Genomic DNA, 25,751 nt, shown 5'->3' on the forward strand with positions numbered 1-25,751 from the left:
TGCCCCTAAGGGTGGGGGTTTAAGGTGTTGTGAAGACGGATGTTTTATCGTCTAGGGCCGATACTTGATCGTGAATATGACGAGTATTGCCTTCAATACTGTTGATGTCGCCATTATCACGCTGTAGCTGCTGAGCTATGCGATCCATTTCTTCACTCATGTGGACGGCCGTCTTCGCTACTTCTTGAATGGAGCGTGCCATATCCGCAGATGAGGTTGAGCTGGTTTGAGCATTTTGCTCGATTTCACGAATGGCCAGTTCTGCTTTTTCACTGAATTCTTCAATCGAACGCAAGTTCTCTTGGCCACTTGCCATGGTAGTAATTGCAGACTGTGTTGAAACCTGAATGGTGCCAACAATGTCTGTAATTTTAGCGGTTGCATCGACAGTTTTCTCAGCCAAAGAGCGTACTTCGTCGGCGACGACAGAGAACCCTCGACCTGCTTCACCGGCGCGTGCGGCTTCGATTGCAGCATTAAGAGCCAGTAGGTTGGTCTGATTTGCAAGGTCATTGATCATGGCGATCACGTTGTCGATGTCTTTGGATAATTGCCCAAGGTCGTTTAACTGACGGCCTGTCTGGTTCACAACTTCAATGGTCTTACCTAAATTAGACAAAGCGCCTTTGATCGTTTCGGAGCCTAACTTCGCGGATTCATAGGTGTGCTTAGATTGCTCACTCAGTTCATCCGTTGTATGAGAAATGCTCGATATGGTGGTGGAAATTTCTTCCGTGGCGGCAGCCAATGAGTTCGTCTGTTCACTCACGGAACGGTTGCTTGAAGCAATGTTGCCTACTGCGCCGTTAAGTTTGCTCACCATATCGCTCACGTCACGTGTCGTGTGGACGACGTCACCGATAACGGAGCCAAGGCCATTGGTCATTTCATTCACCGAGCTACATAGGGAATCAAATTCATCGTTACGCTTGGTGTTAACTGGAAGTCTTGCAGTGAGATCACCGTTTTTGACCTTGCTCAGGTCACGAATGATTTGGCTAAGAGTTTGATTAACACTTCGACCAATTCCCATCATCATGAGGCCTGCTAAGACAGCAACGATGACGCTCACTACAATAACACTGATGCTGGCCTGTTGTGATTGATCTGCTGCCTGCTGGCGTGCAGCAACTACTTCAGAGCGCAATAGTTCTTGAGCTTGGTTAGTGGCTTGATTGTATTGACTACGAATCTGTGCAAACTGAGTTTCAAGGCCGCTCAGAGTGCCGATTACTTCACCGTACTGCTGCACTTTTTCATGGTACGCAACGATGAACTCACCAAATCGCTCTTCAAGACCGAAGTTAACAACCCGCTCGTAGAATTTATCATAACGTTCTTCAAAAGCTGCTTGGTTGTCAGCGGTGGGCTCGAAAATGAAGTTCTTTTCTGCTTCACGGACTGGCAGGAACTCTTGTTTCACCAAACTTAAAAACGAAACTTTTTCGACCACAACTTCCCCAAGGTTCCAGATTTCGCCTTTTAGGCCTGAGGTGGCAGTAAAGCCGATATCATGTTTTAGGGTGACTAATTCGTTAAGAATGCTGGAGTAACTTTCTAAATAACCGCTGATGTCTGCTAATACGCTTTCTGTTTCAGGGTTATCAACTAATTCAATGTCTTCATTGATGACAGTGGCAAACTGTTCAGAATTGGTTGTCAGGGTGGAAAGGTAAGACTCATATGAGTCGTCACTGAGCGTACCTAGTTGCTCGTATAATTCCATATTGGAAATTACGAGGGAGGAGAGGTCATTGCGGACCTTAGTAATAGACTCAAAACGCTCAGATGCTGATGTTTGGGCGTTCATTCCATTGAGGGCAACTACGGTTACAATTACGAAACCTAATATCGCACCACTCAAAAGAATCGTCAGTTTAGCCTTAAAGCTTAGATTTACCAGCATTAAAATCACCTGCGTAGTTATTATTGTATTTGTTATAGCTCTACTATCGTCTCTAGTAGGCAAAATTCCATAGCTAGAGTATTGGGTTTTGTCTGAGTTTTGTAAATACTTATGTGCCTATCTTTACCTATTCTTCCTAAAACCGAATGATTATAAGCACTTAGCAGATTCAGTTTGATGTAACTGAGTGACAATTAAATACGGTGAGGATCTAACTGAAGTTTAGTTTGACGTCTGCCAAGCATTTCGATTTCTCCCTTATAGCGGGTATCGCCTGCCGTACTAAAAGTGAATTTATAACGACGTAAAATTCGTAGTTGACCATCACGGTAGGTGGGGCGCCAATACACACCATAGATAGAATCATCTAGCATTTGGAGGTCGAGTGTTTTGCAGTGAAGCTTTACTAGCTTAAGGGCAGACTCTCGGGTGCTTAGGTTTTGCCATACCATGATGCCAATCAGCATAAGAGAAAAGATAACAATTAGATCGAGAAGGGTGATATTCATTAGGTCAGCTTGATTTCGTTGAGAAGACAAGCTTACAAAGCTTAGAAGAAAAAGAAAACACGCTTCCCTCAAAAGCAGGAGAGAGAGAAAAGAAGGAAGCGTGTTTTTATGCAGAAATTTATCGTAAGTTAATCATGTCATTACACGAATTTGGTCATTCGGGGCAGCGAATGAGTGGAAGCCAAATGAGTCGTGTGTAAATCCATGAGCCAGTCAGTTTTAACTTACGCGGCTGCCAGTGCCTGCTCTGCATAAAGCTGTATAACCCACTGCTCAATACGTTGATCAGTTAGGTCAAATTGTTGGTCCTCATCTATAGCCAGTCCAATAAACTGGGATTTGTCTTCGTTTGCGGCTAACGAGGCTTCAAAGTCATAGCCTTCCGTTGACCACTGTCCAATAAATGTAGCGCCAGTGTTTTTGAGCTTCTCATAGAGCCAGCCCATAGCGTCTACAAAGTAGTCGCCGTAACCAAATTGATCCCCTAGGCCGTACAAGGCGATCACCTTGTTATTTAAATCCAATTGCGACAGGGCATCGCCTACGTCTTCCCAATCGCTCTGGATACCACCGAAATCCCATGTAGGGATGCCTAAGATCAAAAAGTCATATTCCATTAACGCGGTCACGTCTACATCGGTAATATTATGCAGCTCCACCGCTTGATCTAACTCTGCAAATTGTTCCTGTATCTTTTGACCGACCATTTCCGTATTACTTGTGTCTGTACCGTAAAATAGTCCGATGCTGTTCGCTGTGCTCATAGTGTCCTCAAGGGTTATTGCATACTGCCTAGCTGATGACTCATAACGCCAAATCGCTTGACGCAGGCCTTTTCTACATCCGCTTGTGCTAACCCTGTCTCTGCGGTGATCAACTTAGCTAGATCTAAGCTGTTATCCGATGACTGCTTTGACATGGCTTTGCGGATTGCCGCCTCAATTTGGTATTCGGTTAAGGTCATGCCAGTGATAATAGGGAAGCCTATTTCTAATGCTGTACGAGTTAATCCAACATTTCTAGCGAGTGTTTTCGCTGTCAATTTAAAGTTGGCTTCCAAAAGATTTTGGCCTGAAAAAAGTTTTTTCTGGCAGTTTTCACATTGTGATAAGTGGTTGGTTACTTGAATGTGCTCAATCACTTGAAACAAGGTGCTGTAAAGTTTGCCTGTAAAAGCAAGATTGCTGCCTTGTTGAGAAAATACAGCGCTTAAGTCTTCTACTAGATCACTGGATACGGTGAGGTTAAAGGCTCCACCTGTTTCCATTGCAACCCTTTGTTTAAAGAAGTGCATGACGTTTTCTAGTTGTTCGCCAGTGATTTGGGCTAGTAACTCCCAAGTTAAATAGATTTGCGACCAATGAAAGGATTGTTTTTGAGTGACAGACCAATCGACCGTCGCGGCTTCATATACAGGTGTTACTTGTGCACTAACGATGTTGTGAGCGGTGTATGTCTCTTCATCGTGGGTAAACGTTAGATACAGACCTGGAGCCAAATTTTCTTCAATAGTGACGGCTTGTTTTACATACGTAGACTGCTGAATCAGCTGAATGCTGGCGGTAGCAGCTGCTTTTATATGACGGCTACCAGAGACGAACTTAGACCAATGGTCGGCAATGTGACCGCTGGGTTCGTATAGTGTGTCTGCTGATATTCGCATAGTGTCATCACTCTTAAGTTTTGAGAATGATTACTATTTAATACCATGGTTTTAGTTAATGCAAGTGCTTCTCATTTAAATTTACAAAAAGCTTTTACATCAACTGCAAATATCCAAGAATTGTCACGCCTAAACTGGTCGTCAGTAAAGAGAAGAGAGTGCTTAAGACAATGATGTTGGCGGCTAAAACGGCATTGCCATTCATGGCTCTCGCCATAATATAGCCAGCCGAAGCGGAAGGTGAGGAGGACAGCAAGAATAGGATACCCAATTCAATCCCTCGAAAACCGACTAGAAAGCCACCAAGTGTCAAAACCACAGGCATTAGGATCAATTTGCCAAGGGTGGAGAGCATTGCTGGGGTAAGGTCCTGCTTTAGCTCTTTAAAGCGAAGGGAGGCCCCTGCACACAAGAGTGCGAGAGGAAGTGTCATCCGGGCAAAGTAGTTGCCTGCTTGGGTGACGACATCTGGCAGTTTAAGGTTGATTTGAGTGGCAATTAAGGCCAATACGATAGCAATAATTAGCGGGTTTTTCGCAATAGCGATCAAAGAGTCTTTGATGCTTTTGTTAGCGCCCATTGAGCGGTTAATGGTGATGACCGACAGTACGTTATACAGGATCATGAGGCCGCCAATGTAGATTGAGGCGATGGCCAGCGCTTCGTCACCATAGGCATTAATACAATAGGCAAGACCAATGATGGCCATGTTAGAGCGGAACGCCCCTTGTACAATGATGCCACGGTCAGCTTTTTTGGGGATTAATCGGCTGGCAAGTACTTCCAGCACTAGGTAGGTTAGAAAGGTTGCGATAACACCGAACATCAAAAGGGACAGGTGACTGCCTGGGTTTTTTGAGTGCTCGGTAATACTGATAAAAATGAGGGCAGGCATGGTAACGTTAAAGACTAGCTTTGACGCTACATCAACGAAGTTATCGTTGATCATGCCGATGCGTTCTAGAAAAACACCCACAATCAAAACAAGGAAGATTGGGGCTGTGATAGAGATGGAAAACTCTACCACTGATAGAAAACTATCCATGTTGCCTGCCGTGCATTTAAGGTTTAGTCGTTGTTCTCGAATCGGTAACCAGCACCGTACACTGAGTGAATGACATTCAATTCAGGTGCAACAGCAGCAATTTTCTTACGCAATTTTTTGATGTGGCTATCGATCGTACGGTCACTTACCACACGGCTATCGGTGTAGATGCTCTTCATGATCAAGTCACGGCCAAATACACGTCCTGGCTCTTTGATTAATAGCTGCAGTAATTGGAACTCAACGGTTGTAAGGTCGATTAGCTCGCCCTTGTAGGTTGCACGTAAACGGTCTGCATCCAGATCGAAGCCGTCTGTTTTAGGGGCTTCAGTTTGGTCAAGCTCTACGCGGCGAAGGTTCGCTTTTACACGAGCAACAACTTCACGTGGACTAAATGGCTTACAAACATAATCGTCTGCGCCCATTTCTAGGCCAATCAAGCGGTCAATTTCTTCTGCTTTAGCGGTCACCATAATGATAGGCATGCCGCTGAACTGGCGCACTTGTTTACACACTTCAACCCCATCCAGACCGGGGAGCATCAAATCCAATAGCATCAGATCTGCTTGGTTGTTTTTTAGGTAGTCAACGACCTGATCGCCACGATCAATATGGTGGTGCTCGTAGCCTGCCTGCTCAAGATAAGCGGCCATCAATTCTGCTAATTTAGGTTCGTCTTCGACAATCAGTACTTTGCTCATAGTTCTCAAGTCCATATTAATTTAAAGGAAATTCAATACGTATTCCCAATCCTTCAGTATCAGGCTGATAGGCGGAAATAGAACCTTGGTGTCCATCGACAATGTTCGCACAGATGGCAAGGCCAAGGCCGCGCCCGCCGGTTGCACGATTGCGTGAATTTTCCACGCGGAAAAATTGTTCAAAAATGCGTTTGATATCGTCTTCGCTAACCCCTGGAGGCGTATCTTCCATTAATACAACGGCTTTCTTGCCTTCCCTAGTTAGCGTAATGGTCAATTTGCCCGGTGCGTTCGTATACTTCAACGTGTTGTTCATAAGGTTAGAAAACAACTGATGTAAACGGTCTGCATCACCCGTAATCATGATGGGCGCTTTTTTCACAATTACAAGTTCTAGTTCAATGCCCGCTTCATCAAATGGCAAATGCATCGAAGAAACGGTTTGTTCTAAAATGTCATTAAGTTCCAAATCATCCATATCATAATTTAAACTGCCCATGTCATGCATAGAGAGTTGGTTCAGGTCATCAATTAATCGAGCGATATGAACCGCTTCTTGCTGTAGGGAGTTCAAGGAGTCTGGTGTCACCTTGATAATACCATCCTGCATGGCTTCGATTTCACCTCTAAGAATTGCCACTGGGGTGCGCAATTCATGGGCCGTGTCTGCTACCCACTTTTTACGAGCTTCACGCATGTGTTCTAGGGTGCAAGCAAGGTGGTTAAAATCGCCACCCAAATCCGCTAGTTCGTCAGTGCCTTTAATCTTAATACGGGTGTCGAACTTGCCTGCAGCAAGTCGTTTCGTAGCTTGTCTAACCGTACCAATTGGACGGCTTAGCCATTGGGCGAGAGGCCAAGTTAGCAAGGCGGCAATGGTCAGCATAAATGCTGAAATTAATAAGAAGGCTTCACCTTGTTGGCGCACAAAGCGAAGCGTCTGGTCTTGTACTAGGGCACGCATTGAGCGTAAGCCCACATATCCCACTAATTCATTGTCGACCATTACCCCATGGGTTTCGGCATCCTTAAAGGGGACTTCACCAATCAAGGGTTGCTGATCTTTGTTAAACAATAAAAACCGTTGGCGGTAATATTGCGAAGGGTAGATCAAGTCCAGATTTGGGGTGCTTGGTGGTGGAATTAAATCGCGAATATTATCCAGTTTGGCGGTCTGCCACTCTTTTTCTAGGCGACTTTCTTGCACTAAGAAGTACCAGTCATCGTAATAAATATAAAGATTGGCAGTTCGGTTGGCCATCTGCTGAAGGAAGTCTCGATCACGCTCCGTGGCGTAGGTGACGAAACCGCGATCAAAACTCCATTGGAAAACCTGCCACATGGAGACGATCAAAAGTACGTTGCTCAATACAAAAACGACAAAAAGTTTGTGACGGATTTGAAAGCCTTTGGAACCAATCATAGAGTCGTTTCTGCTGTCCTGTGTGAGTTGGGTGGATCAAGTATTGAGCTGTGATGCTACTATATCGACCAAACGGTTAAGCTGGCTATCTTTACATTAGTAAATAATGAGGAATTACTATCAATGCTGAGTATTTGATAGATCCTGCGCTGCTTGGCCCCGTTCACGACGACTATTGCATTCCCAAAACACAGATTTATCACACTTTGCACATTGGTTTAAATCCATATCTCGTTCGATTTGCTCAATGGCAATCCCTTTTCCAGGGTAGACATGGGTTTTGCCAACATGTTCTATGACACCGAAGGTGTTCAAGCGGTCTAATTGCCAAAGGTAGCGAGCAACCAAGTGTACTCGGGTGCCATTCTTGCCTTGGCGAGTAGCAAGCTGTTTGAGGAAGTGCGCGCCTTGCATATCAATTGCAGATAAGCCACGGCACAAGATGACCCAGTGATCCTTGTGGGGCATTTGGGTTTCTATGTCGTGAAATTGCTTCGCCATAAAGTCCACAGAACCAAAATAAAGTGGGCCGTCTAGACGGATAAAATGTATCTGAGGGCAGGTCTCCAAATCAAAATGCATGATGTTATGGAAGTAGCGACCCTCTTGGGTTTGCATGGGAGCCAGAATGCGCACATTTGGTTTCGCTGTCTGATTCAGAAATAGCGCCAAGCTCAAGCCAACCCCGACCAAGATGCCGAACTCTAAGCTAATGCCGATCGTGCTGAGTAAAGTGACTAAGGCAATGGATAATTCACTGCGGCTAGTGTGGGCATAATGCAGTAGCTCTTTGAATTCAATCAGCCGCCAACCCACCAAAATAATAATGCCCGCCATGGCTGGGATCGGTAAATGGGAAAACAGAGGCGCGATTAGTAACAAAATAAGTAATAAGAAGACGCTGGAAAAAATAATGGCTAACGGTGTGCGAGCACCGGCTTCCACGTTGATGCCGCTTCGGGTAAAGGACCCTGAACTCATGTAATTAGAGAATAGGCTGCCGACAATATTAGACATGCCTTGTCCGACAAACTCTTTATTGGTATCGATTTCCTGTTGGGTTTTGAGGGCGATCGCTTTGGAAATAGAAGCCGCTTCCAGTAACCCGATCAGGGCAAGTACCACCGCTCCTGGAATTAATTCTCGTAACGTATCAGAAGAGAATGTAATTAATGCAAAAGGCGGGATTGCCTCTTTTAGCTCGCCCACTAGAGGAACGCCGTGTTCACCAGCCTGCATTAAATAGCCAGCAACACTACCAGCAATCAGCGCCATCAAGTAATGGGGCAGCTTGCTAGATATCTTGCGAATAATCATGGCGGATACAATAGTAATGACGCAGATACCGAGGGAATACAGGTTGGTTTGAGGTCCTACATGGGCCAGGGCATTAATAAAGCTTAAGATCGATTCTGGTCTGGGAAGCTCCGCTGTTAAAGCGTGTTGAAATTGGCTCAACATGATGAGTAAAGCTGCACCAGTAATAAAGCCAACCATCACCGCATGGGATACAAAGTTCGTCAAATTCCCCAGTTTCGCCAATCCAAGGGCGAGCTGAATCACCCCCGCCAGGAAGGTAATCGCTAAGGCGGCTTGAATAAATTCTGCCGATCCTGGCGTGTACAGCCCAGCGAGAGAAGAGAATAAAAGTGCGGAAATCGCTGTGGCGGGTCCGCAGACCATATGCCATGAAGAGCCAAAAAGAACGGCAATGATAGGTGCTACCATGGCACTGTAGAAGCCGTACTCAGCCGGTAAGCCTGCAATGGCGGCAAAGGCGATCCCCTGCGGAATCGACATGGAGGCACAGGTTAGTCCAGCAATAATGTCTGCTTTAATCGTTGATCCTGTTATCAGGTGAAGCCAAGGTAGCCAACGATGCAGAGCTGTAGACATTAGGGGTCTCCAAAGTGTTAAAGTAGTTTTTAGTTGAAAAAGATATAATTAAATAACCATTTAACGATATCTTATCATCTTGCCGTACCCCCTTGCTTGATATTTTTCCGCCGGTTAATTGTCTCAAGTATTTCAGAAGCGACAACCCGAATAATTATTCGATCAAGAATTAGAGGGGGGTTCTTCTATCATTTCATGTGTGGGGAGTTTCTTATCGTCTCGGTAAGCGGTAAAATTTATTTTTTCTAAACGATAGAACAGTAGGAATATGTAATGGGCAGAGCCTATCAAAACCGAAAAGAGTCTATGGCGAAGACCTCGGATCAAAAAGCCAAGGTTTACAGCAAATACGGACGTGAAATTTATGTGTGCGCAAAATCGGGTGGTATTGACCCTAATGGTAACCTAGCGCTACGCAGCATGATCGACCGTGCTAAGAAGGATCAAGTTCCAGCGCACGTTATCGATAAAGCCCTCGATAAAGCCAAAGGTGGCGGTGGAGAAGACTTCGACACAGCTCGTTATGAAGGTTTTGGTCCAGGCAACACCATGGTGATTGTAGACTGTCTTTCTGATAACCCAAACCGCACCTACGGTGATGTTCGAACTTGCTTTAACAAGGTAAAAAGCAAAATCGGTACTCAGGGTAGTGTGTCTCACATGTTTGACCACTCCGCTATTTTTGTTTTCAGCTCTGACGACGAAGATGGGGTTATGGAAGCCTTGTTAGAAGCGGACGTTGATGTATCTGATATCGAGTCTGATGACGAAGGCAAAGTCACTGTATTCACTCCAAACACAGAATACGGTAAAGCTCGTCAAGCCATCCTTGATGCGTTTGGTGAAATTGAGTTTGACGTAGATGAGATTCAATTTGTTCCGCAAATGACCACTGAGATTTCGGGTGAAGACGTGGAGCAATTTGAGCGTTTCCTAGACCTTTTAAACGATCTGGATGACGTTCAGCGCGTGTATCACAACGCTGAATATTAATCGCTTCGATATAGAGCTCTCACATCTTGTATAATAAGGTGTGAGAGCTTTTTTTATGGAGTCATTCCAATGAACGAAAAACCGACCCCGCCAGAAGATTGGGAATGCTGCGAAAGCCAATGCTCCCCATGTGTCTGGGACACTTACTACGAAGACCTGCGGGAATGGAATGCTCAACAAAAAGCCACACAAACCCAGGAGTCAGGACAAGATGAGTAGTTCGAAGCCAGATCAACCGGTGAAATCACCCTGCGTCAATGTCTGCTTTTTAGACGATAACGACGTCTGTCTTGGTTGCTATCGCACTGGCATGGAGATCAGTCGATGGGGAGCCATGACGAGAGAGCAGCAACTTGCGGTGATGGAAAAGGTCCGTCAACGAGAAAGTCAAAGCGCCTTTGTTAGCTAGGATCAGTTTGTCGCTCGTTTTTAAGAGTGATCCATTGTGACATGTACTGGGTGCTTTTCATGGAATGATGTCGCACCAGCTTCCCTAAAAAGTGATGCTTCCGTAACGTATCACGTAGCCTCATTTGTAAGGTGATACGTTGAATGAATCGCGCCTTCCAAATCTCACCATCATACCTCTGGCGCAATATCTCTCGACCATTGTGCTGCATTAAAGTGTAGGAGTCTTGATCCTGATAGAGGCTGACAGCTGCATTGACAAACTCTTCAGTGTCATCTGTGATAACGCCGTTCCAGGGGAGAAGGCCGTGCATGGCTTCGGCGCCGATGGCAGTGGTGATGCTCGGGGTGCCCACCTGCATTGCTTCTACTAGCTTGCCTTTTATTCCTGCCCCAAATCGTAATGGACTGACCATGATGCGGGCATTTTCTATCACGTCTAAGGCGTTTTCTGCCCAGCCTTTGATTAAGAAACCTTGCTTTTCATTGTGAAGTTGAGTGGCTTTGGGTGGCGGGTAGGCGCCAAAAATATTCAACTTGGCATCGGGTAATCGCTGGCGAATGGCTGGCCAGTAGGTGTTTTTGAGCTGTTGTACTGCATCCCAGTTTGGTGCATGGCGGAAGTTGCCGATGAAAACAAAGTCCTGACGTGCTTCGAAAGGTTTAAACGCATTCTCAACAGGAGGAAGCATGAAGGGTAAATGCATTAGATGGCTGTCTGGCACATGAAACTTCTGGCTTAAGAGGGCGGTCTCGTATTCTGAAATCATCAACGTCAGGTCGCTTCGATGAATTGCGGCAATCTCCCTGACGCCTAGATCTGAATACATATCTTGTATCTGAAACTCACGCTCTTGTTTCACTGCCTTATGACGCGCATCTCGCAACGAGTGGAGATCTTCTGTATTCAGTACTCGTAAGGCATCTGGCGCATGCTTTTCAACCCGCCAGCCAAACTGTTCTTCCATCATAAAGCGGTCAAAAATCACCAGATCCGGTGACAACTCTTTTATAAAGTGATCAAACGTGTCGCTGTTAAGTTGGATCGCCTGCTTGGTCACGCCTAGTGGCTCAAGGTCAACCATGTGTTCGGTTTGTTGGGCGGGGGAGGCAAAGGTGATTTGCCAGGTCTGTTCTGTCATGGCGCTGATAAGCTGCATCATGCGGCTGCCTGCGGCGGACGAATTTGGCTCTGGCCATACGTAACCAATTATCAAAACGTTCATGGTATCTGGGATCTTGGGGGTTAAAGAAAAGGGACAAGTAAGTTGAGGTATTGTATCATGTGCGCCAACTTTGTGTTGGTGCCCACGATGGCGTACACAGCACCCTATGGAAACATAACGTTGAGACTTAACTATGATTATTAAGCCGAAAATTCGTGGATTTATTTGTACGACGACACACCCGACGGGTTGTGAGCAAAACGTATTGGATCAAATCGCTAAAACTAAAGCTAATGGTGAGATCAAGGATGGACCAAAAAAGGTCTTGGTAATCGGTTCTTCAAGTGGTTACGGTCTGTCTTCACGTATTGCAGCAGCATTTGGTTCAGGTGCGGCGACGATTGGTGTCTTCTTTGAGAAGCCAGCCACAGAGAAAAAGCCGGGTACAGCAGGTTGGTACAATGCTGCGGCGTTTGACAAAGCTGCCCATGAAGCGGGTTTGTACGCTAAAAGCATTAACGGTGACGCCTTCTCTAACGAAGCCCGTGACAAAGTTATTGAGCTAATTAAAGAAGACTTGGGTGAGATCGATTTAGTGGTTTACTCATTGGCTTCGCCAGTTCGTAAACTGCCTGAGTCTGGCGAAGTGATTCGCTCTGTCTTGAAGCCAATTGGCGAACCTTACCGTTCAACGGCTATTGATACAAACCGTGATGTGATCATCGACGCGGAAATTGAACCAGCAACAGAAGAAGAAGTGCAGCAAACCGTCACTGTAATGGGCGGCGAAGACTGGGAACTTTGGATGTCGGCTTTGAATGAAGCGGGTGTTTTAGCTGAAGGTGCGCGTACTGTCGCATACTCTTACATTGGTTCTGACATCACTTGGCCAATCTACTGGCATGGTGCTTTGGGTAAAGCGAAAGAAGATTTGGATCGTGCATCTAAGGCTATTGATACTGAATTGGCTAAGAAAAACGGCGGTGCTAACGTCGCAGTATTGAAGTCTGTGGTAACGCAAGCGTCTTCTGCTATTCCTGTGATGCCTCTTTACCTGTCTATGGTATTCAAGGTGATGCGCGAGAAAGGTTTGCATGAAGGTTGTATGGATCAAGTTTATCGTCTGTTTGCAGAGCGTCTGTACAATGGCAATGTTCCTGCAGAGTTGGTTGATGATGCCAATCGTCTACGTGTTGATGACTGGGAATTGCGCGAAGATGTTCAGCAAGCTTGCCGTGATCTTTGGCCGCAAATCACAGATGAGAACTTATTTGCTGAGACGGACTACCAACTTTACAAAGATGAGTTCTTGAAGTTGTTTGGTTTCGGTGTTGAAGGCGTGGATTACGAAGCCGATGTGGACCCTCAGGTCGAATTTGATGTAATTACACTTTAAGATATTTCGGTTACGGTCGATAACAAAGGAGGCACATAAGCCTCCTTTTTTTTGACTTGAGGTTCCTTTAGAGTGAATTGGAATCTCGGAGTAGCAAATGTTTTTAAAAAATACCGTCGCCAGTTTATTGGTTACTTCAATGCCTATTGCACTTGCTCAGACAATTACCGTTGAGCCTGTGGATGTAATCTATGGGAATCAGGTTTACCGTGGTGAGCACCAGATTGTTCGAAGCTCCCCTGACACGGTCACCATCATTCCGGCTGAGCAGCCTAATAATCAAGATATTGTCAACATGGTAGTATCGGCGAACCCTAGTAAATCCTCCTATCTTGAGATGACTAAAGCTGCTGAACGTGAGCAGGAGATTTACGAAGAGGTGAATCGCCGGACTCGAGAGGCGCCATTTACCGTATTGTTTACTGGTAATATTCCGGAAGAGATTCAACAGCGTCGTCTGAGTATGATGCCTGAGGTGGGGATTTTTGGCGATCAGGCTGAGAAGCTTGAGCGTGACCAAGAGGCACTTAATCCTGAAGAATCCGTTGTGCCGGATGAGGGGCAATTTAGTGAAGTGACGCCTGGTAATCAGGTGTTTGGTGATCCTGAGTCAGGCGCCACGACAGAAGAGTCTCAGCAGGCTGAGTTATCAGACGAAGAGAGACTTGAACAGCTGATTGGCGGCTAATTAATCAATAATCAATGGTGTCCAGTTTTCAGTGTCTTGCCACTGGTTTGCAATGACTACTCTGGCAGATTGCTTACGCTTGATCTTGGCGTTCACAAAGTCTACAAACTCGTCTTTGGATAGGGCTTCAATGCTCGCAATCCAGTTGGCTCGATCTGCAAAGTTGTGTTCCGGCTCCACCACATGGGGCCATTCCTCTAGTGCATCTTCCCTCAAAGAAGTGGTCTTTTTGGTAAAGGCTGCCAGCACTGCCGTACGAGCTTGTTCGAACTCCGCATCGGATAAGCTGTCGCTCCAGTCTTTGTTTTCGACTATAAAGCGCTCTATTTCCTGTACTAACGTTTCGATATCTGTGTTGGGGGATTGGACCAAAAAACCAAGAGCTGGTGTTTTCTCAATGGTTTGGTTGGTGACTGCTACGATGTAGCCATATTGTTTTTCGGTGCGAAACTCATTGTAAAAGCGAGCGCCAATAAGTTGTGCCATCATCCTAACGTAGGCGCGTTCAGTGTAACTGGCGTCATTGCTGTCAGTCGCCATAAGGCTGTATAGCAAGGTGGTATCAGCGCTGCGGGTGTTAAATCGGTAGATGTAGCGATTTTTTGGTGCAAACGATTTCAATTCCACATACTGATAAGTGTGAGCGCCTAGTCGCCCCTTGAGCTTTGTCTGCAGGATCTGGGAGAGTGTTTCCGCGTTGTCTTTCTCGAAATTCCCTGTCATGTAGCCGGTAAAGTGGAATTGAGACAGATGGGTTTGGATAAAGTCATTGATCTCATCTGTTTTGATGTCTGTTAGCAGGTTTTGAAGCGTTTCAATCGAAGAGCTGCCTTTGGTCACGACTTGTGAAAAGTAATGGCGCGCTAAGGCATAGGGTGGTTGGCTATCTAGGTTATTGAAGCCTTTTAGGATTTCTTGCTTAGCGATGGTAAGGCGCTCAGGAGTCGCCTGAAAAGTCATTAGCTCACCAATCAGGTGTTCGAAAAAGGCATCTTGTTTGTCTGTGTAGCCTTGAGTGCGAAGGGTTAGCCCATTGCTGTGGGCGTAAAGAGAGTAATTTAGCCCTGCGGTATAAGGTTGATATGTTTGTTCACTCATGGCGTCGGTGAAGAGGCGTGCCCAGAGTTGCAATAGCAGTTTTTGTCTGGCATTGGCGGATTCTGAACAGCCAAAATAGCCAAAGATCATGCCGGTGGGCTTGCCGTACTGGCTGTTCTTCTTGTGCCAAAAATCAAAGCTCTCTGTGTCAGATATAGCCGTGGGGCGGCTGTCAGTCCCTTGGGTTAAGCTGAGATCTTCTGGAATGTATGGGTTGATTTTAGGTAAGCCATACATTGAATTCTGGCTCGTTTCATCGTCCTGTTGCAACCAATCCTTTTTAAAGGACGCATTAGCATAATGTCCTTGGTAAAAAGGCTCTGTTGACCATGTTAGTTCGTCTTGAGCCCATTCTGTTGGGAACTCTTTATGGTGTTGCCATTGGATTACTAGGTTGTCTGGGGTTAGTGCGTTCAATACTGGGGCTATTTCTGCTTCTGTGGCGTCTCGCTCAATTTTGAAGCTGTGCAATAAATCCATAGGAGGGATGTTTAGTGAGCGCGATGAGGCGACCTGAGCAAGTCGTACCGATGGGATGTAATCATGGTAGGCGTAATTTAGCTCGCTTAAGGTTCGGATTTCACGAAGGTAATCGGGGTTGGTTGGCGCTTGCTGTAGATTTTTGATCCCTGAGAAAACCTTTCCTATCACAGCGTTACGTTGCTTAACTCCGGCATCAGTAAGCCTAATGGTAACGGCGAAAAGTGCTTGGTTGCCGTCATCTTGGCTGATGCCAGCATGGAGCGATTGGGCCCAGCCTAGCTCTTTAAGATTTGCGAATAGGGAGTTGCTGGATTCATCTCCAAGAACATAGCTCACATATCTATATGGCTGGGAGGGGTAGTGCCGTAGTTGGCTGGGTATGGGAAACATCAACTTCAGCTGGCTTTTTTCGGTGTTGGTCTTAAAGGCCTGGAATGTCTGAGTCTGAAGAAACTTGGCAGGTAGCTCGGGTGTTATCTGGGTGGGTCTGGCTTCTATGCCTGAAAAATATGTACGAGCAAAGCTGGCAAGTGTTTCTGGTGATTTGTTTGCCACCAGTGTGAGTCTCATGTTCTCGGGGGTGTAATAATCCTCATAAAACCTCTGTAAATAGCTTTGGAGTGTTTCAGTGGGAATGTTACCGAGAGTCTCTAGATTGCCAACGGTAAAACGGCTGCCAGGGTGGTGGGGATTGAACAGGGTCTTTTGTGCTTCGTTCGTGCGGCGGCGTTCGTCATCTAACTTGGCTTTGTATTCAGAGTCTACCGCGTTGATTTCCCTTGCGATGTAGTTTGCATCCAAGGTTGGCGCCACAAAAAATTGGGCAAATCGGTCCAAAGCTTCTGGATAGGCCTCAGGTAATACATCAAAGTAAAAGTTGGTTTCTTGGCTGCTGGTGTAGGCGTTATGGGAGCCCCCATGTTCTCGTATAAAGGTTTGGTATGCGCCAGCATCTGGATATTTTTCTGTGCCTAGGAACAGCATATGTTCCAGTAGGTGGGCGATGCCAGGGTGCTCGTTCGGGTCTTGTTGGTTGCCAGCGCCAATGGCTAGTGAAGCAGCGAAGCGCTCCGCCTTTGGATCTGAGATAAGGATGACTTGTAGACCATTATCAAGGGTCAAATAATGATAATTATTGGCGTCTGAGTGGCTTTTGCCGGGGATGTTTTGCATGCTTGTGCCTAGTGAATAGGGGCTCGTGAGCACCAAGCTCACAAAGACGAGAAGATGGCGAAAAAAAGTGTTTTGTGAAAGTAAATACATCATGGGTTCAGATTATCTCGAACCCATGATGCAGTGCAACTGCTTACGCTGATGGTGAGCGGTTGGGTTGTGCGTCGAGGGATTGGCCGTTGATATCTTTACTGTCGTTGCCCATCAAATAGAGGTAAAGGGGCATAATGTCGGTAGGTGTTTTGAGTGTGTTAGGGTCTTCTGCTGGGTAGGCAAAAGCTCTCATGCTCGTTCTGGTGGCACCAGGGTTGATCGCGTTGACGCGAATGTTAGAGATGCTTTCCAGTTCGTCAGCCAGTAATTGCATCATGGCTTCCGTCGCAAATTTAGACACCGAGTAGGCACCCCAATATGCACGGGCTTTACGTCCAACACTGGAGGTGGTGAAAACAATGGATGCGCTGGGAGCTTCTTGCAGCAATGGGATCAGTGCTTGGTTTAACAAAAATTGAGCAGTCACATTCACCTTCATAACTTGGTCAAATGTGCTGGGTTCGAAGTTAGCTAAAGGCGTTCGGGCACCCAGTAAGCTGGCGTTGTGTAAAATGCCATCAAGGCGGCCAAATTCTTTTTTAATGGTGTTGGCGAGTTCCATGTAGTCGTGTTCAGCAGCCGTCTCAAGATTCAGTGGGACTATGGCTGCTTGGGGGTGGCCGCTATTGTCAATTTGGTCGTAAACCTGTTCCAGTTTTTTTGTCGTTCTACCCAAAAGCACAACGGTTGCACCGTGGGCTGCATAGGTTAGCGCGGCTTCCTTGCCAATACCATCGCCAGCGCCTGTTACTAAAATGACTTTGTCTTTTAAAAGGTCATTAGGGGCTTGGTAATCCAGCATAATTGCCTCCTAGTTCGTGTCAGGTTTTTGAGTGTGCATCATGTAGTTTACAGAAACATCTCTGTCGTTCAGTTTATAGACCTTGGTAATAGGATTATAGGTTAGGCCAGTCATATGAGTGAGTTCCAATCCGGCTTGACGGGCAAATTGGCTTAATTCAGCAGGCTGGATAAATTTCGCGTAGTCGTGGGTGCCTTTTGGCAGCATACGCAAGATGTACTCAGCACCAACAATGGCAAATAAGTAGGCCTTCGGGTTGCGGTTGATGGTAGAGAAGAATACGTGGCCGCCTGGTTTACATAGCTTCATGCAGGCACGAATAACAGAGGATGGATCGGGAACGTGCTCCAGCATTTCAAGACAGGTGACAACATCGTATTGGCCTGCTTCGCGGTCTGCGATTTCTTCTGCTGTGATGCGTTCATAATCGATGTCTAGCTTGCTTTCTTCACGGTGTAGTTTCGCAACTGCCAAAGGCGCTTCGCCCATGTCGATCCCTTTAACTTGGGCGCCCATTTGTGCTAACGCTTCCGATAAAATACCGCCGCCACAGCCCACATCGATGGCTTTTTTGCCGGCTAGGTTAGTGCGCTCGTTAATGTAATTAGCACGCAGGGGATTGATGTCGTGCAGTGGTTTGAACTCACTGTCTTTGTCCCACCAGCGGCTTGCGAGGGCTTCAAACTTCGCAACTTCATCTAGATCAACATTGGTGGCGTTAGATTGCTTGGTGGTCATGTCATCATTCCTATGTAAAACGTGTTGGCGGCGCCAAGGTGACTATGCATATATATGGTATTCGTACGCTTACCGCTATTTGGATGACTTGCATTATATAGATAATAGAATTTGCCACAAACTAAAGCAGAGTATTTAGCTTGCTTTCGCACAAACTCATGATTATCGCCAAGGGCATAGTGGTTTTGGGGGAGTGGCGACTAGGTATTTTTAGTGCTGGGTTTGTGAAAAGAAATCGGAGAATAAAAGCGCCATTGGGGAGAGGTGTTCGTGAAATGCTTGTGGTATAATGCCGCGCTTACAAAAAGATGGTCGGAGTTGCTCGGTCTGCAATGACGAGCACATGTTGCTCCTAACATAAGGAACGGTTGTATCTATGGGTGAATTAGCCAAAGAAATTATTCCCGTCAGTATCGAAAACGAGCTGAAAGGTTCTTATCTCGATTACGCCATGAGCGTAATCGTTGGACGTGCGCTTCCAGATGTTCGTGATGGTTTGAAACCGGTTCACCGTCGTGTGCTTTACGCGATGAATGAATTGAAAAACGATTGGAATAAGCCTTACAAAAAATCTGCCCGTATCGTTGGTGATGTGATCGGTAAGTATCACCCACACGGTGACTCGGCTGTATACGAAACAATCGTTCGTATGGCGCAACCATTCTCTATGCGTTACACACTTGTTGATGGTCAAGGTAACTTCGGTTCCGTGGACGGTGACAGTGCAGCCGCCATGCGTTACACGGAAATTCGTATGGCGCGTATGTCGCACCATATGCTGATGGATCTGGAAAAAGAAACCGTCGATTTTGTGCCAAACTATGATGGCACTGAGTTTATGCCTGAAGTTTTGCCTACTCGTATTCCTGGACTGTTGGTAAATGGTTCTGCGGGTATTGCCGTAGGTATGGCGACCAATATTCCGCCTCATAATTTAGGTGAGGTCATTGACGGCTGTTTGAACGTTATTGATAACCCGGAAATCACCATTGATGAATTAATGGAGTTTATTCCTGGTCCAGACTTCCCAACAGGTGCGTTCATTAATGGTCGCGCTGGCATTGTGGAGGCCTACAAAACAGGTCGTGGACGCATCTACATGCGTGCTCGCCATCATGTCGAAGACATGGATAAAGGCAATCGCCAAGCGATTGTTTTTACTGAGATTCCATACCAGCTAAACAAAGCTAAAGTGATTGAGAAAATTGCTGAGCTGGTAAAAGAGAAGAAGATTGAAGGTATTAGCGAGCTGCGTGACGAGTCTGATAAAGACGGTATGCGTATCGTGATTGAGCTGCGCCGTGGTGAAAACCCAGACGTGGTAGTGAACAATATCTTCACCCAAACTCAGCTTCAGTCTGTGTTTGGTATTAACATGGTTGCCCTTGTTGATGGCCGTCCAGAGCTACTGAACCTCAAGCAAGTGCTTGAGTGCTTTGTGAAACACCGCCGTGAAGTGGTTACCCGTCGTACCATTTACGAGCTACGTAAAGCCCGTGAGCGTGGTCACGTACTGGAAGGCCTAGCGGTTGCGCTTGCTAACATTGATCGTGTGATCGAATTGATTCGTCAGTCTCCAACCTCTGCTGAAGCGAAAGAAAAGCTGATCTCTGAAAGCTGGGAGCCAGGCAATGTTAACGCCATGCTTGAGCGTGCAGGTGCCGATGCTTGCCGCCCAGATGATTTGGATGCTGCCTACGGTTTTAATGATGGTGTTTACCGCCTGTCTCCAGAGCAAGCCCAAGCTATTCTTGATCTTCGTTTACATCGTTTAACGGGACTTGAGCACGAAAAACTATTGGGCGAGTACAAGTCGTTGATCGATTTGATTGCTGAATTGCTAAACATCTTGGGTAACCCAGATCGTTTGATGGAAGTGATTCGTGAAGAGCTAGAAGATGCTCGTGATCAGTTTGGTGATACCCGTCGTACTGAGATTTTGACCTCTAAGCAAGATTTAACCATCGCAGATTTAATCGATGAAGCGCCAATGGTGGTGACCATCTCTGATACGGGTTATGCCAAGACTCAACCTTTGGAAGAATATAAAGCACAACGACGTGGTGGCCGTGGTAAGTCTGCTTCTGGTATGAAAGATGAAGACCACATCAGTCACCTTCTCGTTACCAGCAGTCATGATACCGTTATGTTGTTCAGTAACTTCGGTAAAGTGTACTGGTTGCGTGTGTTTGAGATTCCGTTGGGAAGTCGTACATCGAAAGGTCGCCCGATTGTTAACCTATTGCCTTTGGCAGAAGGGGAGCATATTTCCGCATTGCTACCTTTGACCGCTCCAGAAAAGACCGACGCAGAAGCTGAAGTTGAATTGGAAGAAGAGGACGTTGCTGCAAGCAGCTACATCTTCATGGCGACTGCTAACGGTACCGTGAAGAAAACAGCAATGGAGCATTTTGCTCGTCCTCGTTCAAGCGGCTTGATTGCCCTGAAGTTGGATGAAACTGATGCGCTTGTAGGTGTTGCTCAGACCACCGGGTCGGATGACATTATGCTTGTTTCCAGCTCTGGCAAAACGATCCGCTTTAAAGAAACAGATGTTCGTGCCATGGGCCGAACGGCTGCAGGTGTTCGCGGTATCAAGCTGGCAGAAGACGCTAAAGTTGTGTCTTTGATTGTGCCTAGCGCAGAGCAAAATACAGCGGTACTGATGGCCTGTGAAAATGGTTACGGTAAGCGCACTATGACCGAAGAATTCCCTGTCTACGGACGTGGTGGTCAGGGGGTTATCGGTATTCAGGTATCAGAGCGTAATGGACCTGTTGTGGGTGCGACTCAAGTTGATGAAACAGATGAAGTCATCTTGATCACAGACATGGGTACCCTAGTGCGTACACGTGTTTCCGAGATTTCTTGTCAGGGTCGAAATACACAAGGTGTCACACTGATTCGTTTGTCTAATGAGGAACGTTTAGTCGGTGTTGAGCGTGTTGTTGAAGATGATGATGCTACAGCAGAGGGTGAAGTCTCTGAAATAGAAGATGTTGTCAACGACGAGCCGCAAGATCAGGCTCCTGATACGGAAGCATAAAGTTCCCCCAGGGCGCACCTCGAGTGCGCCTTCTTTTGTATAGATATACCACTTACCTTATGAGGTTTTAGGCAGAATGAGCCGAGTTTATAACTTTTGTTCTGGTCCCGCTGCGCTCCCAGAAGCGGTTTTAGAAAAAGCACAAGCAGAATTGTTGGATTGGCATGGCACAGGTGTGTCGGTAATGGAAATGAGTCACCGTAGTGATGAATTTGTTTCCATTCTTGCGTCGACCAAAGCGCGCTTGGCTCGGTTGCTGAACATTCCTGATGACTATGAAATCGTTTTTGCTCAGGGTGGCGCTTCGGCTCTGTTTGCCCAGATTCCGGCCAACCTAACTAATGGCTTTGATAGTGCTTGTTATCTAGATACAGGTGCATGGTCTACGAAAGCAATTAAAGAGGCTAAGAAGTACGCCAATGTTGTCGTATCAGGCTCTAGCAAGGCTCAGAATTACACCACAGTGCCTGACTTCTCCTCCCTTGAGTTAGACGAAAAGGCGGCTTACCTACATTTGACGCCAAATGAAACCATTGGTGGCTTAGAGTTTGATGCTTTGCCTGAAACGGATCTGCCGATTGTTGCTGATCTGTCATCAACAATTTTGTCTCGTAACATCGATGTGAGCAAATACGGTCTGATTTATGCCGGCGCACAGAAAAATGTTGGCCCTGCGGGTGTGGTGATCAATATTATTCGTAAGGATCTATTGGCGCGCAGCAACAATGATGTCTTGCCAACGGTTTGGTCATTTGAAAATCTGGCGAAAAATGATTCCATGATCAATACTCCGCCGACTTTTGCAATCTATCTAGCGGATTTGGTGTTTGAGTGGCTAGAAGCCCAAGGCGGTGTTGCTGCCATGGAGCAAATCAACATTGAAAAAGCTGCCATGCTTTACAGTGCTATTGATAATAGCGGTTTTTACTCTAACCCTATTGATGTTCGTTACCGTTCTCGTATGAATGTGCCATTTGTTCTAGCAGACGAATCCCTTGAAGCGACCTTCTTGAAAGAGTCCGATGCCGCTGGATTGCGCACCCTTGCAGGCCATCGTTCTGTAGGGGGTATGCGTGCGAGCATTTACAATGCCATGCCAAAAGCTGGGGTTGAGGCCTTGATTGAATTCATGGCGGCCTTCGAAAAACGTTACGGTTAATAGTAATAGGATACGTTCCATGTCGACAAAAAAAGATGATATTCCGACAACCCTGCCATTACTGCGTGATCGCATAGATGCTCTCGATTCGCAAATCCAGCGCCTAATCAATGAGCGTGCCATGTGCGCGGAAAAAGTCGCAGAAGTTAAAATGGCAGAGCAGGGTGTGCAGAGCGCAGTGTTTTATCGCCCTGAACGTGAAGCACAAGTTCTTCGACGCGTCATGGAGCGTAATGAAGGCCCCCTTGGTAATGAAGAAATGGCGAAGATTTTTCGTCAGATTATGTCTTCATGTTTGGCCCTGGAAAAGCCAATGCGTATTGCTTTCTTGGGACCTGTGGGGACTTTTACGCAACAGGCGGCCCTTAAGCACTTTGGTAATTCTATCGTAAGTGCCCCAATGGCTGCGATTGATGAAGTATTCCGTGAGGTAGAGTCAGGGGCAGCCAACTATGGGGTGGTGCCAGTAGAGAATTCTACCGAGGGCGTTGTTAATCATACTTTGGATAGCTTCCGTGGCTCTCGCCTTAAAATCTGTGGTGAAGTGGAAGTGCGCATCCACCATAATCTTTTGGTGGCACCCAATGTGAACCCAGATGATGTGACACACATTTATTCTCATCAGCAGTCTTTAGCTCAATGTCGTGCTTGGTTGGACCGCTATTGGCCCCATGCAGAGCGCGTGGCGGTTAGCTCCAATGCTGAGGGTGCTCGCTTGGCAGAAGAAGCAGGTAAGAATGGTAAGGCTGTCGCTGCCATTGCGGGTGATATCGCCAGCGAGCTTTACAGCTTGTCCGTTGTATCAGCGAATATTGAAGATCATCCAGATAATACGACTCGCTTCTTAATCATCGGCAATGAAAAAATTCCGCCAAGTGGCAAGGATAAAACCTCTTTGTTGGTGAGCGCAAAAAATGAGCCAGGTGCGTTGTATCGCCTGCTGGAGTCCTTTGAGCGTCACGGTGTTGACATGACTCGATTGGAAACACGTCCTTCATTAATCAGTAAGTGGGGATATGTTTTTTATATCGATTTTGTCGGTCATTGCGAAGATGCCCAGTGCCGTTCCGTCATCGAAGAGTTGCGCGAGCGTGCTTCTGAAGTGAAGGTGTTGGGATCTTACCCAGTCGCTGTTCTGTAACGCTAAAAAAGATAAATATAATGCAAGATAATAAAGAGTTCGGAAATGTCCTGATCGTCGGTTTAGGGATGATTGGTGGCTCATTTGCCAAGAGTTTAAAGCAGCAAGGCTTGGCAACTTTGTTTGGTGCAGATCGTCGTGCAGGAGAGTTAACGCTGGGTGTTTCTACCGGCGTGATTGATTATCCGGCGCAACTTGATGCTGACACCATCCAAAAGATGGACATTATTATCTTAGCAACCCCAGTGCGAGCCATGGAGTCCGTCTTAGCTGAGATTAAGCCCCATCTTCGCTCCGATACCTTGTTAACGGATGTTGGCTCCACTAAGGGGAGTGTGGTGGCTGCGGCGACGAAAGTGTTTGGTGCTGCCCCAGAGAACTTTATCCCTGGTCATCCTATCGCCGGTGCAGAAAAGAGTGGTGTACTCGCGGCTAACCCTCATTTGTTTGAAAAGCATATGGCGATAGTTACGCCACTTCCTGACTCAGATCCTGAGCTACTGGACCGTTTGCATCGTCTTTGGCGTGCTGTGGGGGCAGATGTGGTGAGCATGGATGTGGAGCATCATGACCATGTATTGGCTGCTTCAAGTCATTTGCCGCATCTATTGGCTTATACCCTAGTGGATACCTTGGCTAATGCCGATCGGAGTCAGGATATCTTCCGCTTTGCGGCGGGGGGGTTCCGTGATTTTACACGAATCGCTTCCAGTGATCCGGTTATGTGGCGAGATGTGTTTTTAGCCAATAAAGACGCAACCCTTGCGACCCTCGATTTATTTACCGATCGTCTTGCTGAAATGCGTCAGGCCATCGTTGAGGCGGATGGCGCTTCCATGTATGGCGTGTTTACTCGAGCTAAGTCTGCTCGGGATCATTTTTTGCGTCTGCTTGAGCAACGTACCATTGGCAAGCCTCAGCAAAAACAAATCTCAATGGCCGTGGCGCCAGCCTCAGCGGTAAATGGTGAAATAAAATTCACTGGTGACAAATCTTTGTCACATAGAGCCCTTATTATGGCCGCCCTGTCTGATGGGGTCAGTGAATTAGGTAATGTTGATTTAGCAGGTGATGTCAAAATCACCATGCAGGCATTACGTGATATGGGCGTAGTCATTGAAGAGTTTGGTCATGGGGCTGTACGCATTCATGGTGTGGGTCGAACTGGGTTGCGGGCACCCATTGCCCCTGTCAATGTTCATGAATCGGCTACTAGCTTGTATTTATTACTGCCTATTTTGGCGGGGCAAAATTTCCCAGTTGAAGTGATTGGTGAAGGTGCTTTATTAAATACGCCTTTTACGCATCTCCTTGAGTTGCTAACCCGTTCAGGAGCGCAAGTGACCTCTGCGCCGGCGGATTGTCTGCCCTTTAAAGTGACGCCTGCAGTGATTAAAAGTGTCTCCGGAGAGTTACCTGGTTCGCCATCTTCTCGGTTGGTCTCTAGTGCGCTTTTGTTAAGTCTATACGCAGAGCAAGACAGTGAGTTTAAAGGGCAAATAGCTATTGATGCACAGACACGGGGACTTTTTTCTGCCTTTGGTGTCTCAATGTCAGGCTCTCAATGTCTAAAAGTTATGCCTTCACCATTGGAGGGAGCGGAGATTGATTTGCCTTCGGACTTGCAACAAGTCATCTGGAGTGCCTTGCTAGCCGTATTACTGCCTGGTTCCTCGTTGCAAATCAATGAGGTGTCCACCATTGGTCGAGGGCGGCTGCTATTTGATCTGTTGCCTAAGATGGGGGTTCAGATTGATTGGCTTTCAGAGCCTCAAGGATTATTTAGCACGCGATCGTTTAAGGTGTCGTTTGCAAAACTAAAGGGTATTCATCTTTCTCCTGCGGAGGTTTATGAATACCGAGAGTTTTTGCCTTTGTTAGCGGTTGCAGCTGTTTTTGCGCAAGGAGATAGCTCATTTGAAGGGATTTCCCAATTGCCTTATTTCTACGAAGATCGTATGACGACTTTAGTAGATGGTGTGAACCACATCGGTGGTGACTGCCAGTGGCAAGGTGGGGTGTTGCATATCACAGGCAAGGTGCCTGAAGGTGGCGATTTAGACAGTGCGGGTAATGATTTAGTGGCGTTGGCATTCCTATTGCTTTCTGCCCGTTGTCGAAACGGCGCTGTCGTACGTGACTGTCAAAAAATATTAGAACAAATTCCAAATTTAGAAGAAATTGCTGTGATGCTGGGCCTAAAGGCTTCAGTACACATCTAAGG

The 25,751-nt window shown here is 46.5% G+C and carries 21 protein-coding genes; 9 read left to right on the forward strand and 12 right to left on the reverse strand.

Going from position 1 to position 25,751, the window contains the following annotated elements; translation table 11 throughout:
• Window positions 1–19 precede the first annotated feature (19 nt).
• The 8 genes from ACFQ45_RS15700 to ACFQ45_RS15735 form a co-directional block, all read right to left on the reverse strand.
• Window positions 20–1,906 (reverse strand): methyl-accepting chemotaxis protein, encoded by a 1,887-nt coding sequence (locus ACFQ45_RS15700; RefSeq protein WP_377369388.1) that lies wholly within the window; start codon window positions 1,904–1,906, stop codon window positions 20–22.
• A gap of 194 nt (window positions 1,907–2,100) precedes the next feature.
• Window positions 2,101–2,415 (reverse strand): DUF3301 domain-containing protein, encoded by a 315-nt coding sequence (locus ACFQ45_RS15705; RefSeq protein WP_377369390.1) that lies wholly within the window; start codon window positions 2,413–2,415, stop codon window positions 2,101–2,103.
• A 224-nt stretch (window positions 2,416–2,639) separates the two neighbouring features.
• Complete coding sequence (fldB, locus tag ACFQ45_RS15710) at window positions 2,640–3,179, reverse strand: flavodoxin FldB (RefSeq protein WP_377369392.1); 540 nt, start codon at window positions 3,177–3,179, stop codon at window positions 2,640–2,642.
• Between the two features lie 14 nt (window positions 3,180–3,193).
• Window positions 3,194–4,078 carry a hypothetical protein gene (locus ACFQ45_RS15715; RefSeq protein WP_377369394.1) on the reverse strand — a complete coding sequence of 295 codons (885 nt, stop codon included), beginning with the start codon at window positions 4,076–4,078 and terminating at the stop codon, window positions 3,194–3,196.
• Between the two features lie 94 nt (window positions 4,079–4,172).
• Window positions 4,173–5,123 (reverse strand): AEC family transporter, encoded by a 951-nt coding sequence (locus tag ACFQ45_RS15720; protein ID WP_377369396.1) that lies wholly within the window; start codon window positions 5,121–5,123, stop codon window positions 4,173–4,175.
• Window positions 5,124–5,146: 23 nt separating this feature from the next.
• Window positions 5,147–5,824: a response regulator gene (locus ACFQ45_RS15725; RefSeq protein WP_377369398.1), complete on the reverse strand. Its 678-nt coding sequence runs from the start codon at window positions 5,822–5,824 to the stop codon at window positions 5,147–5,149.
• 16 nt (window positions 5,825–5,840) lie between these two features.
• Window positions 5,841–7,247: an ATP-binding protein gene (locus ACFQ45_RS15730; protein WP_377369400.1), complete on the reverse strand. Its 1,407-nt coding sequence runs from the start codon at window positions 7,245–7,247 to the stop codon at window positions 5,841–5,843.
• Window positions 7,248–7,367: 120 nt separating this feature from the next.
• Window positions 7,368–9,143: a SulP family inorganic anion transporter gene (locus ACFQ45_RS15735; RefSeq protein ID WP_377369402.1), complete on the reverse strand. Its 1,776-nt coding sequence runs from the start codon at window positions 9,141–9,143 to the stop codon at window positions 7,368–7,370.
• Between the two features lie 273 nt (window positions 9,144–9,416).
• On the opposite strand from ACFQ45_RS15735, the gene ACFQ45_RS15740 reads away from it, so the two are divergent.
• The 3 genes from ACFQ45_RS15740 (at window position 9,417) to ACFQ45_RS15750 (ending at window position 10,545) form a co-directional block, all read left to right on the forward strand.
• A complete protein-coding gene (locus ACFQ45_RS15740) occupies window positions 9,417–10,136 on the forward strand; it encodes a YebC/PmpR family DNA-binding transcriptional regulator (RefSeq protein ID WP_377369404.1) in 720 nt (239 codons plus the stop codon).
• Window positions 10,137–10,205: 69 nt separating this feature from the next.
• Window positions 10,206–10,355 carry an oxidoreductase-like domain-containing protein gene (locus ACFQ45_RS15745; protein ID WP_377369406.1) on the forward strand — a complete coding sequence of 50 codons (150 nt, stop codon included), beginning with the start codon at window positions 10,206–10,208 and terminating at the stop codon, window positions 10,353–10,355.
• On the forward strand, window positions 10,348–10,545 hold the full coding sequence (locus ACFQ45_RS15750; protein WP_377369408.1) for a DUF1289 domain-containing protein: 198 nt from the start codon (window positions 10,348–10,350) through the stop codon (window positions 10,543–10,545). Before ACFQ45_RS15745 ends, ACFQ45_RS15750 begins: the two co-directional genes overlap by 8 nt.
• Here ACFQ45_RS15750 and ACFQ45_RS15755 read toward each other — a convergent pair.
• Window positions 10,538–11,770 carry a glycosyltransferase gene (locus ACFQ45_RS15755; protein WP_377369410.1) on the reverse strand — a complete coding sequence of 411 codons (1,233 nt, stop codon included), beginning with the start codon at window positions 11,768–11,770 and terminating at the stop codon, window positions 10,538–10,540. The two genes, ACFQ45_RS15750 and ACFQ45_RS15755, sit on opposite strands and share 8 nt — an antisense overlap.
• Window positions 11,771–11,903: 133 nt before the next feature.
• Here ACFQ45_RS15755 and fabV point away from each other — a divergent pair, with 133 nt between their 5' ends.
• Window positions 11,904–13,106: an enoyl-ACP reductase FabV gene (gene fabV / locus ACFQ45_RS15760; RefSeq protein ID WP_377369412.1), complete on the forward strand. Its 1,203-nt coding sequence runs from the start codon at window positions 11,904–11,906 to the stop codon at window positions 13,104–13,106.
• Window positions 13,107–13,203: 97 nt separating this feature from the next.
• The gene (locus tag ACFQ45_RS15765) at window positions 13,204–13,794 is read left to right on the forward strand and encodes a hypothetical protein (RefSeq protein WP_377369414.1); all 591 of its coding nucleotides are present in this window, start codon (window positions 13,204–13,206) and stop codon (window positions 13,792–13,794) included.
• Here the strand turns inward: ACFQ45_RS15765 and ACFQ45_RS15770 are convergent, their stop codons facing one another.
• From ACFQ45_RS15770 to ubiG, 3 genes are all read right to left on the reverse strand, one after another.
• On the reverse strand, window positions 13,795–16,548 hold the full coding sequence (locus ACFQ45_RS15770; RefSeq protein ID WP_377369416.1) for an insulinase family protein: 2,754 nt from the start codon (window positions 16,546–16,548) through the stop codon (window positions 13,795–13,797).
• A 133-nt stretch (window positions 16,549–16,681) separates the two neighbouring features.
• Window positions 16,682–17,443: a YciK family oxidoreductase gene (locus tag ACFQ45_RS15775; protein ID WP_377369418.1), complete on the reverse strand. Its 762-nt coding sequence runs from the start codon at window positions 17,441–17,443 to the stop codon at window positions 16,682–16,684.
• 9 nt (window positions 17,444–17,452) lie between these two features.
• Window positions 17,453–18,181 carry a bifunctional 2-polyprenyl-6-hydroxyphenol methylase/3-demethylubiquinol 3-O-methyltransferase UbiG gene (gene ubiG / locus ACFQ45_RS15780; RefSeq protein ID WP_377369420.1) on the reverse strand — a complete coding sequence of 243 codons (729 nt, stop codon included), beginning with the start codon at window positions 18,179–18,181 and terminating at the stop codon, window positions 17,453–17,455.
• A 376-nt stretch (window positions 18,182–18,557) separates the two neighbouring features.
• Between ubiG and gyrA the strand changes: the two genes are divergently transcribed.
• From gyrA to ACFQ45_RS15800, 4 genes are all read left to right on the forward strand, one after another.
• Complete coding sequence (gyrA, locus tag ACFQ45_RS15785; protein WP_377369422.1) at window positions 18,558–21,227, forward strand: DNA gyrase subunit A; 2,670 nt, start codon at window positions 18,558–18,560, stop codon at window positions 21,225–21,227.
• 76 nt (window positions 21,228–21,303) lie between these two features.
• Complete coding sequence (gene serC / locus ACFQ45_RS15790; protein ID WP_377369424.1) at window positions 21,304–22,386, forward strand: 3-phosphoserine/phosphohydroxythreonine transaminase; 1,083 nt, start codon at window positions 21,304–21,306, stop codon at window positions 22,384–22,386.
• Between the two features lie 19 nt (window positions 22,387–22,405).
• Window positions 22,406–23,527, forward strand: a complete 1,122-nt coding sequence (gene pheA / locus ACFQ45_RS15795; RefSeq protein ID WP_377369426.1) for a prephenate dehydratase — start codon at window positions 22,406–22,408, stop codon at window positions 23,525–23,527.
• A gap of 20 nt (window positions 23,528–23,547) precedes the next feature.
• On the forward strand, window positions 23,548–25,749 hold the full coding sequence (locus tag ACFQ45_RS15800; RefSeq protein ID WP_377369428.1) for a prephenate dehydrogenase/arogenate dehydrogenase family protein: 2,202 nt from the start codon (window positions 23,548–23,550) through the stop codon (window positions 25,747–25,749).
• Window positions 25,750–25,751: the final 2 nt, after the last annotated feature.

The sequence above is a fragment of the Rhodanobacter aciditrophus genome (assembly GCF_042679525.1).
GTDB classification, from domain to species: domain Bacteria; phylum Pseudomonadota; class Gammaproteobacteria; order Pseudomonadales; family Marinomonadaceae; genus Marinomonas; species Marinomonas aciditrophus.

Excerpts from the sequence above, each read along its gene's own strand:
- ACFQ45_RS15765 (WP_377369414.1), top strand. The coding sequence starts at position 13,204 with ATGTTTTTAAAAAATACCGTCGCCAGTTTATTGGTTACTTCAATGCCT.
- ACFQ45_RS15725 (WP_377369398.1), bottom strand. The coding sequence starts at position 5,824 with ATGAGCAAAGTACTGATTGTCGAAGACGAACCTAAATTAGCAGAATTG.
- ACFQ45_RS15705 (WP_377369390.1), bottom strand. The coding sequence starts at position 2,415 with ATGAATATCACCCTTCTCGATCTAATTGTTATCTTTTCTCTTATGCTG.
- fldB (WP_377369392.1), bottom strand. The coding sequence starts at position 3,179 with ATGAGCACAGCGAACAGCATCGGACTATTTTACGGTACAGACACAAGT.
- ACFQ45_RS15800 (WP_377369428.1), top strand. The coding sequence starts at position 23,548 with ATGCAAGATAATAAAGAGTTCGGAAATGTCCTGATCGTCGGTTTAGGG.
- ACFQ45_RS15775 (WP_377369418.1), bottom strand. The coding sequence starts at position 17,443 with ATGCTGGATTACCAAGCCCCTAATGACCTTTTAAAAGACAAAGTCATT.
- gyrA (WP_377369422.1), top strand. The coding sequence starts at position 18,558 with ATGGGTGAATTAGCCAAAGAAATTATTCCCGTCAGTATCGAAAACGAG.
- ACFQ45_RS15770 (WP_377369416.1), bottom strand. The coding sequence starts at position 16,548 with ATGCAAAACATCCCCGGCAAAAGCCACTCAGACGCCAATAATTATCAT.
- ACFQ45_RS15750 (WP_377369408.1), top strand. The coding sequence starts at position 10,348 with ATGAGTAGTTCGAAGCCAGATCAACCGGTGAAATCACCCTGCGTCAAT.
- ACFQ45_RS15735 (WP_377369402.1), bottom strand. The coding sequence starts at position 9,143 with ATGTCTACAGCTCTGCATCGTTGGCTACCTTGGCTTCACCTGATAACA.
- pheA (WP_377369426.1), top strand. The coding sequence starts at position 22,406 with ATGTCGACAAAAAAAGATGATATTCCGACAACCCTGCCATTACTGCGT.
- ubiG (WP_377369420.1), bottom strand. The coding sequence starts at position 18,181 with ATGACCACCAAGCAATCTAACGCCACCAATGTTGATCTAGATGAAGTT.
- ACFQ45_RS15745 (WP_377369406.1), top strand. The coding sequence starts at position 10,206 with ATGAACGAAAAACCGACCCCGCCAGAAGATTGGGAATGCTGCGAAAGC.
- ACFQ45_RS15700 (WP_377369388.1), bottom strand. The coding sequence starts at position 1,906 with ATGCTGGTAAATCTAAGCTTTAAGGCTAAACTGACGATTCTTTTGAGT.
- ACFQ45_RS15715 (WP_377369394.1), bottom strand. The coding sequence starts at position 4,078 with ATGCGAATATCAGCAGACACACTATACGAACCCAGCGGTCACATTGCC.
- fabV (WP_377369412.1), top strand. The coding sequence starts at position 11,904 with ATGATTATTAAGCCGAAAATTCGTGGATTTATTTGTACGACGACACAC.
- ACFQ45_RS15740 (WP_377369404.1), top strand. The coding sequence starts at position 9,417 with ATGGGCAGAGCCTATCAAAACCGAAAAGAGTCTATGGCGAAGACCTCG.
- ACFQ45_RS15755 (WP_377369410.1), bottom strand. The coding sequence starts at position 11,770 with ATGAACGTTTTGATAATTGGTTACGTATGGCCAGAGCCAAATTCGTCC.
- ACFQ45_RS15730 (WP_377369400.1), bottom strand. The coding sequence starts at position 7,247 with ATGATTGGTTCCAAAGGCTTTCAAATCCGTCACAAACTTTTTGTCGTT.
- ACFQ45_RS15720 (WP_377369396.1), bottom strand. The coding sequence starts at position 5,123 with ATGGATAGTTTTCTATCAGTGGTAGAGTTTTCCATCTCTATCACAGCC.
- serC (WP_377369424.1), top strand. The coding sequence starts at position 21,304 with ATGAGCCGAGTTTATAACTTTTGTTCTGGTCCCGCTGCGCTCCCAGAA.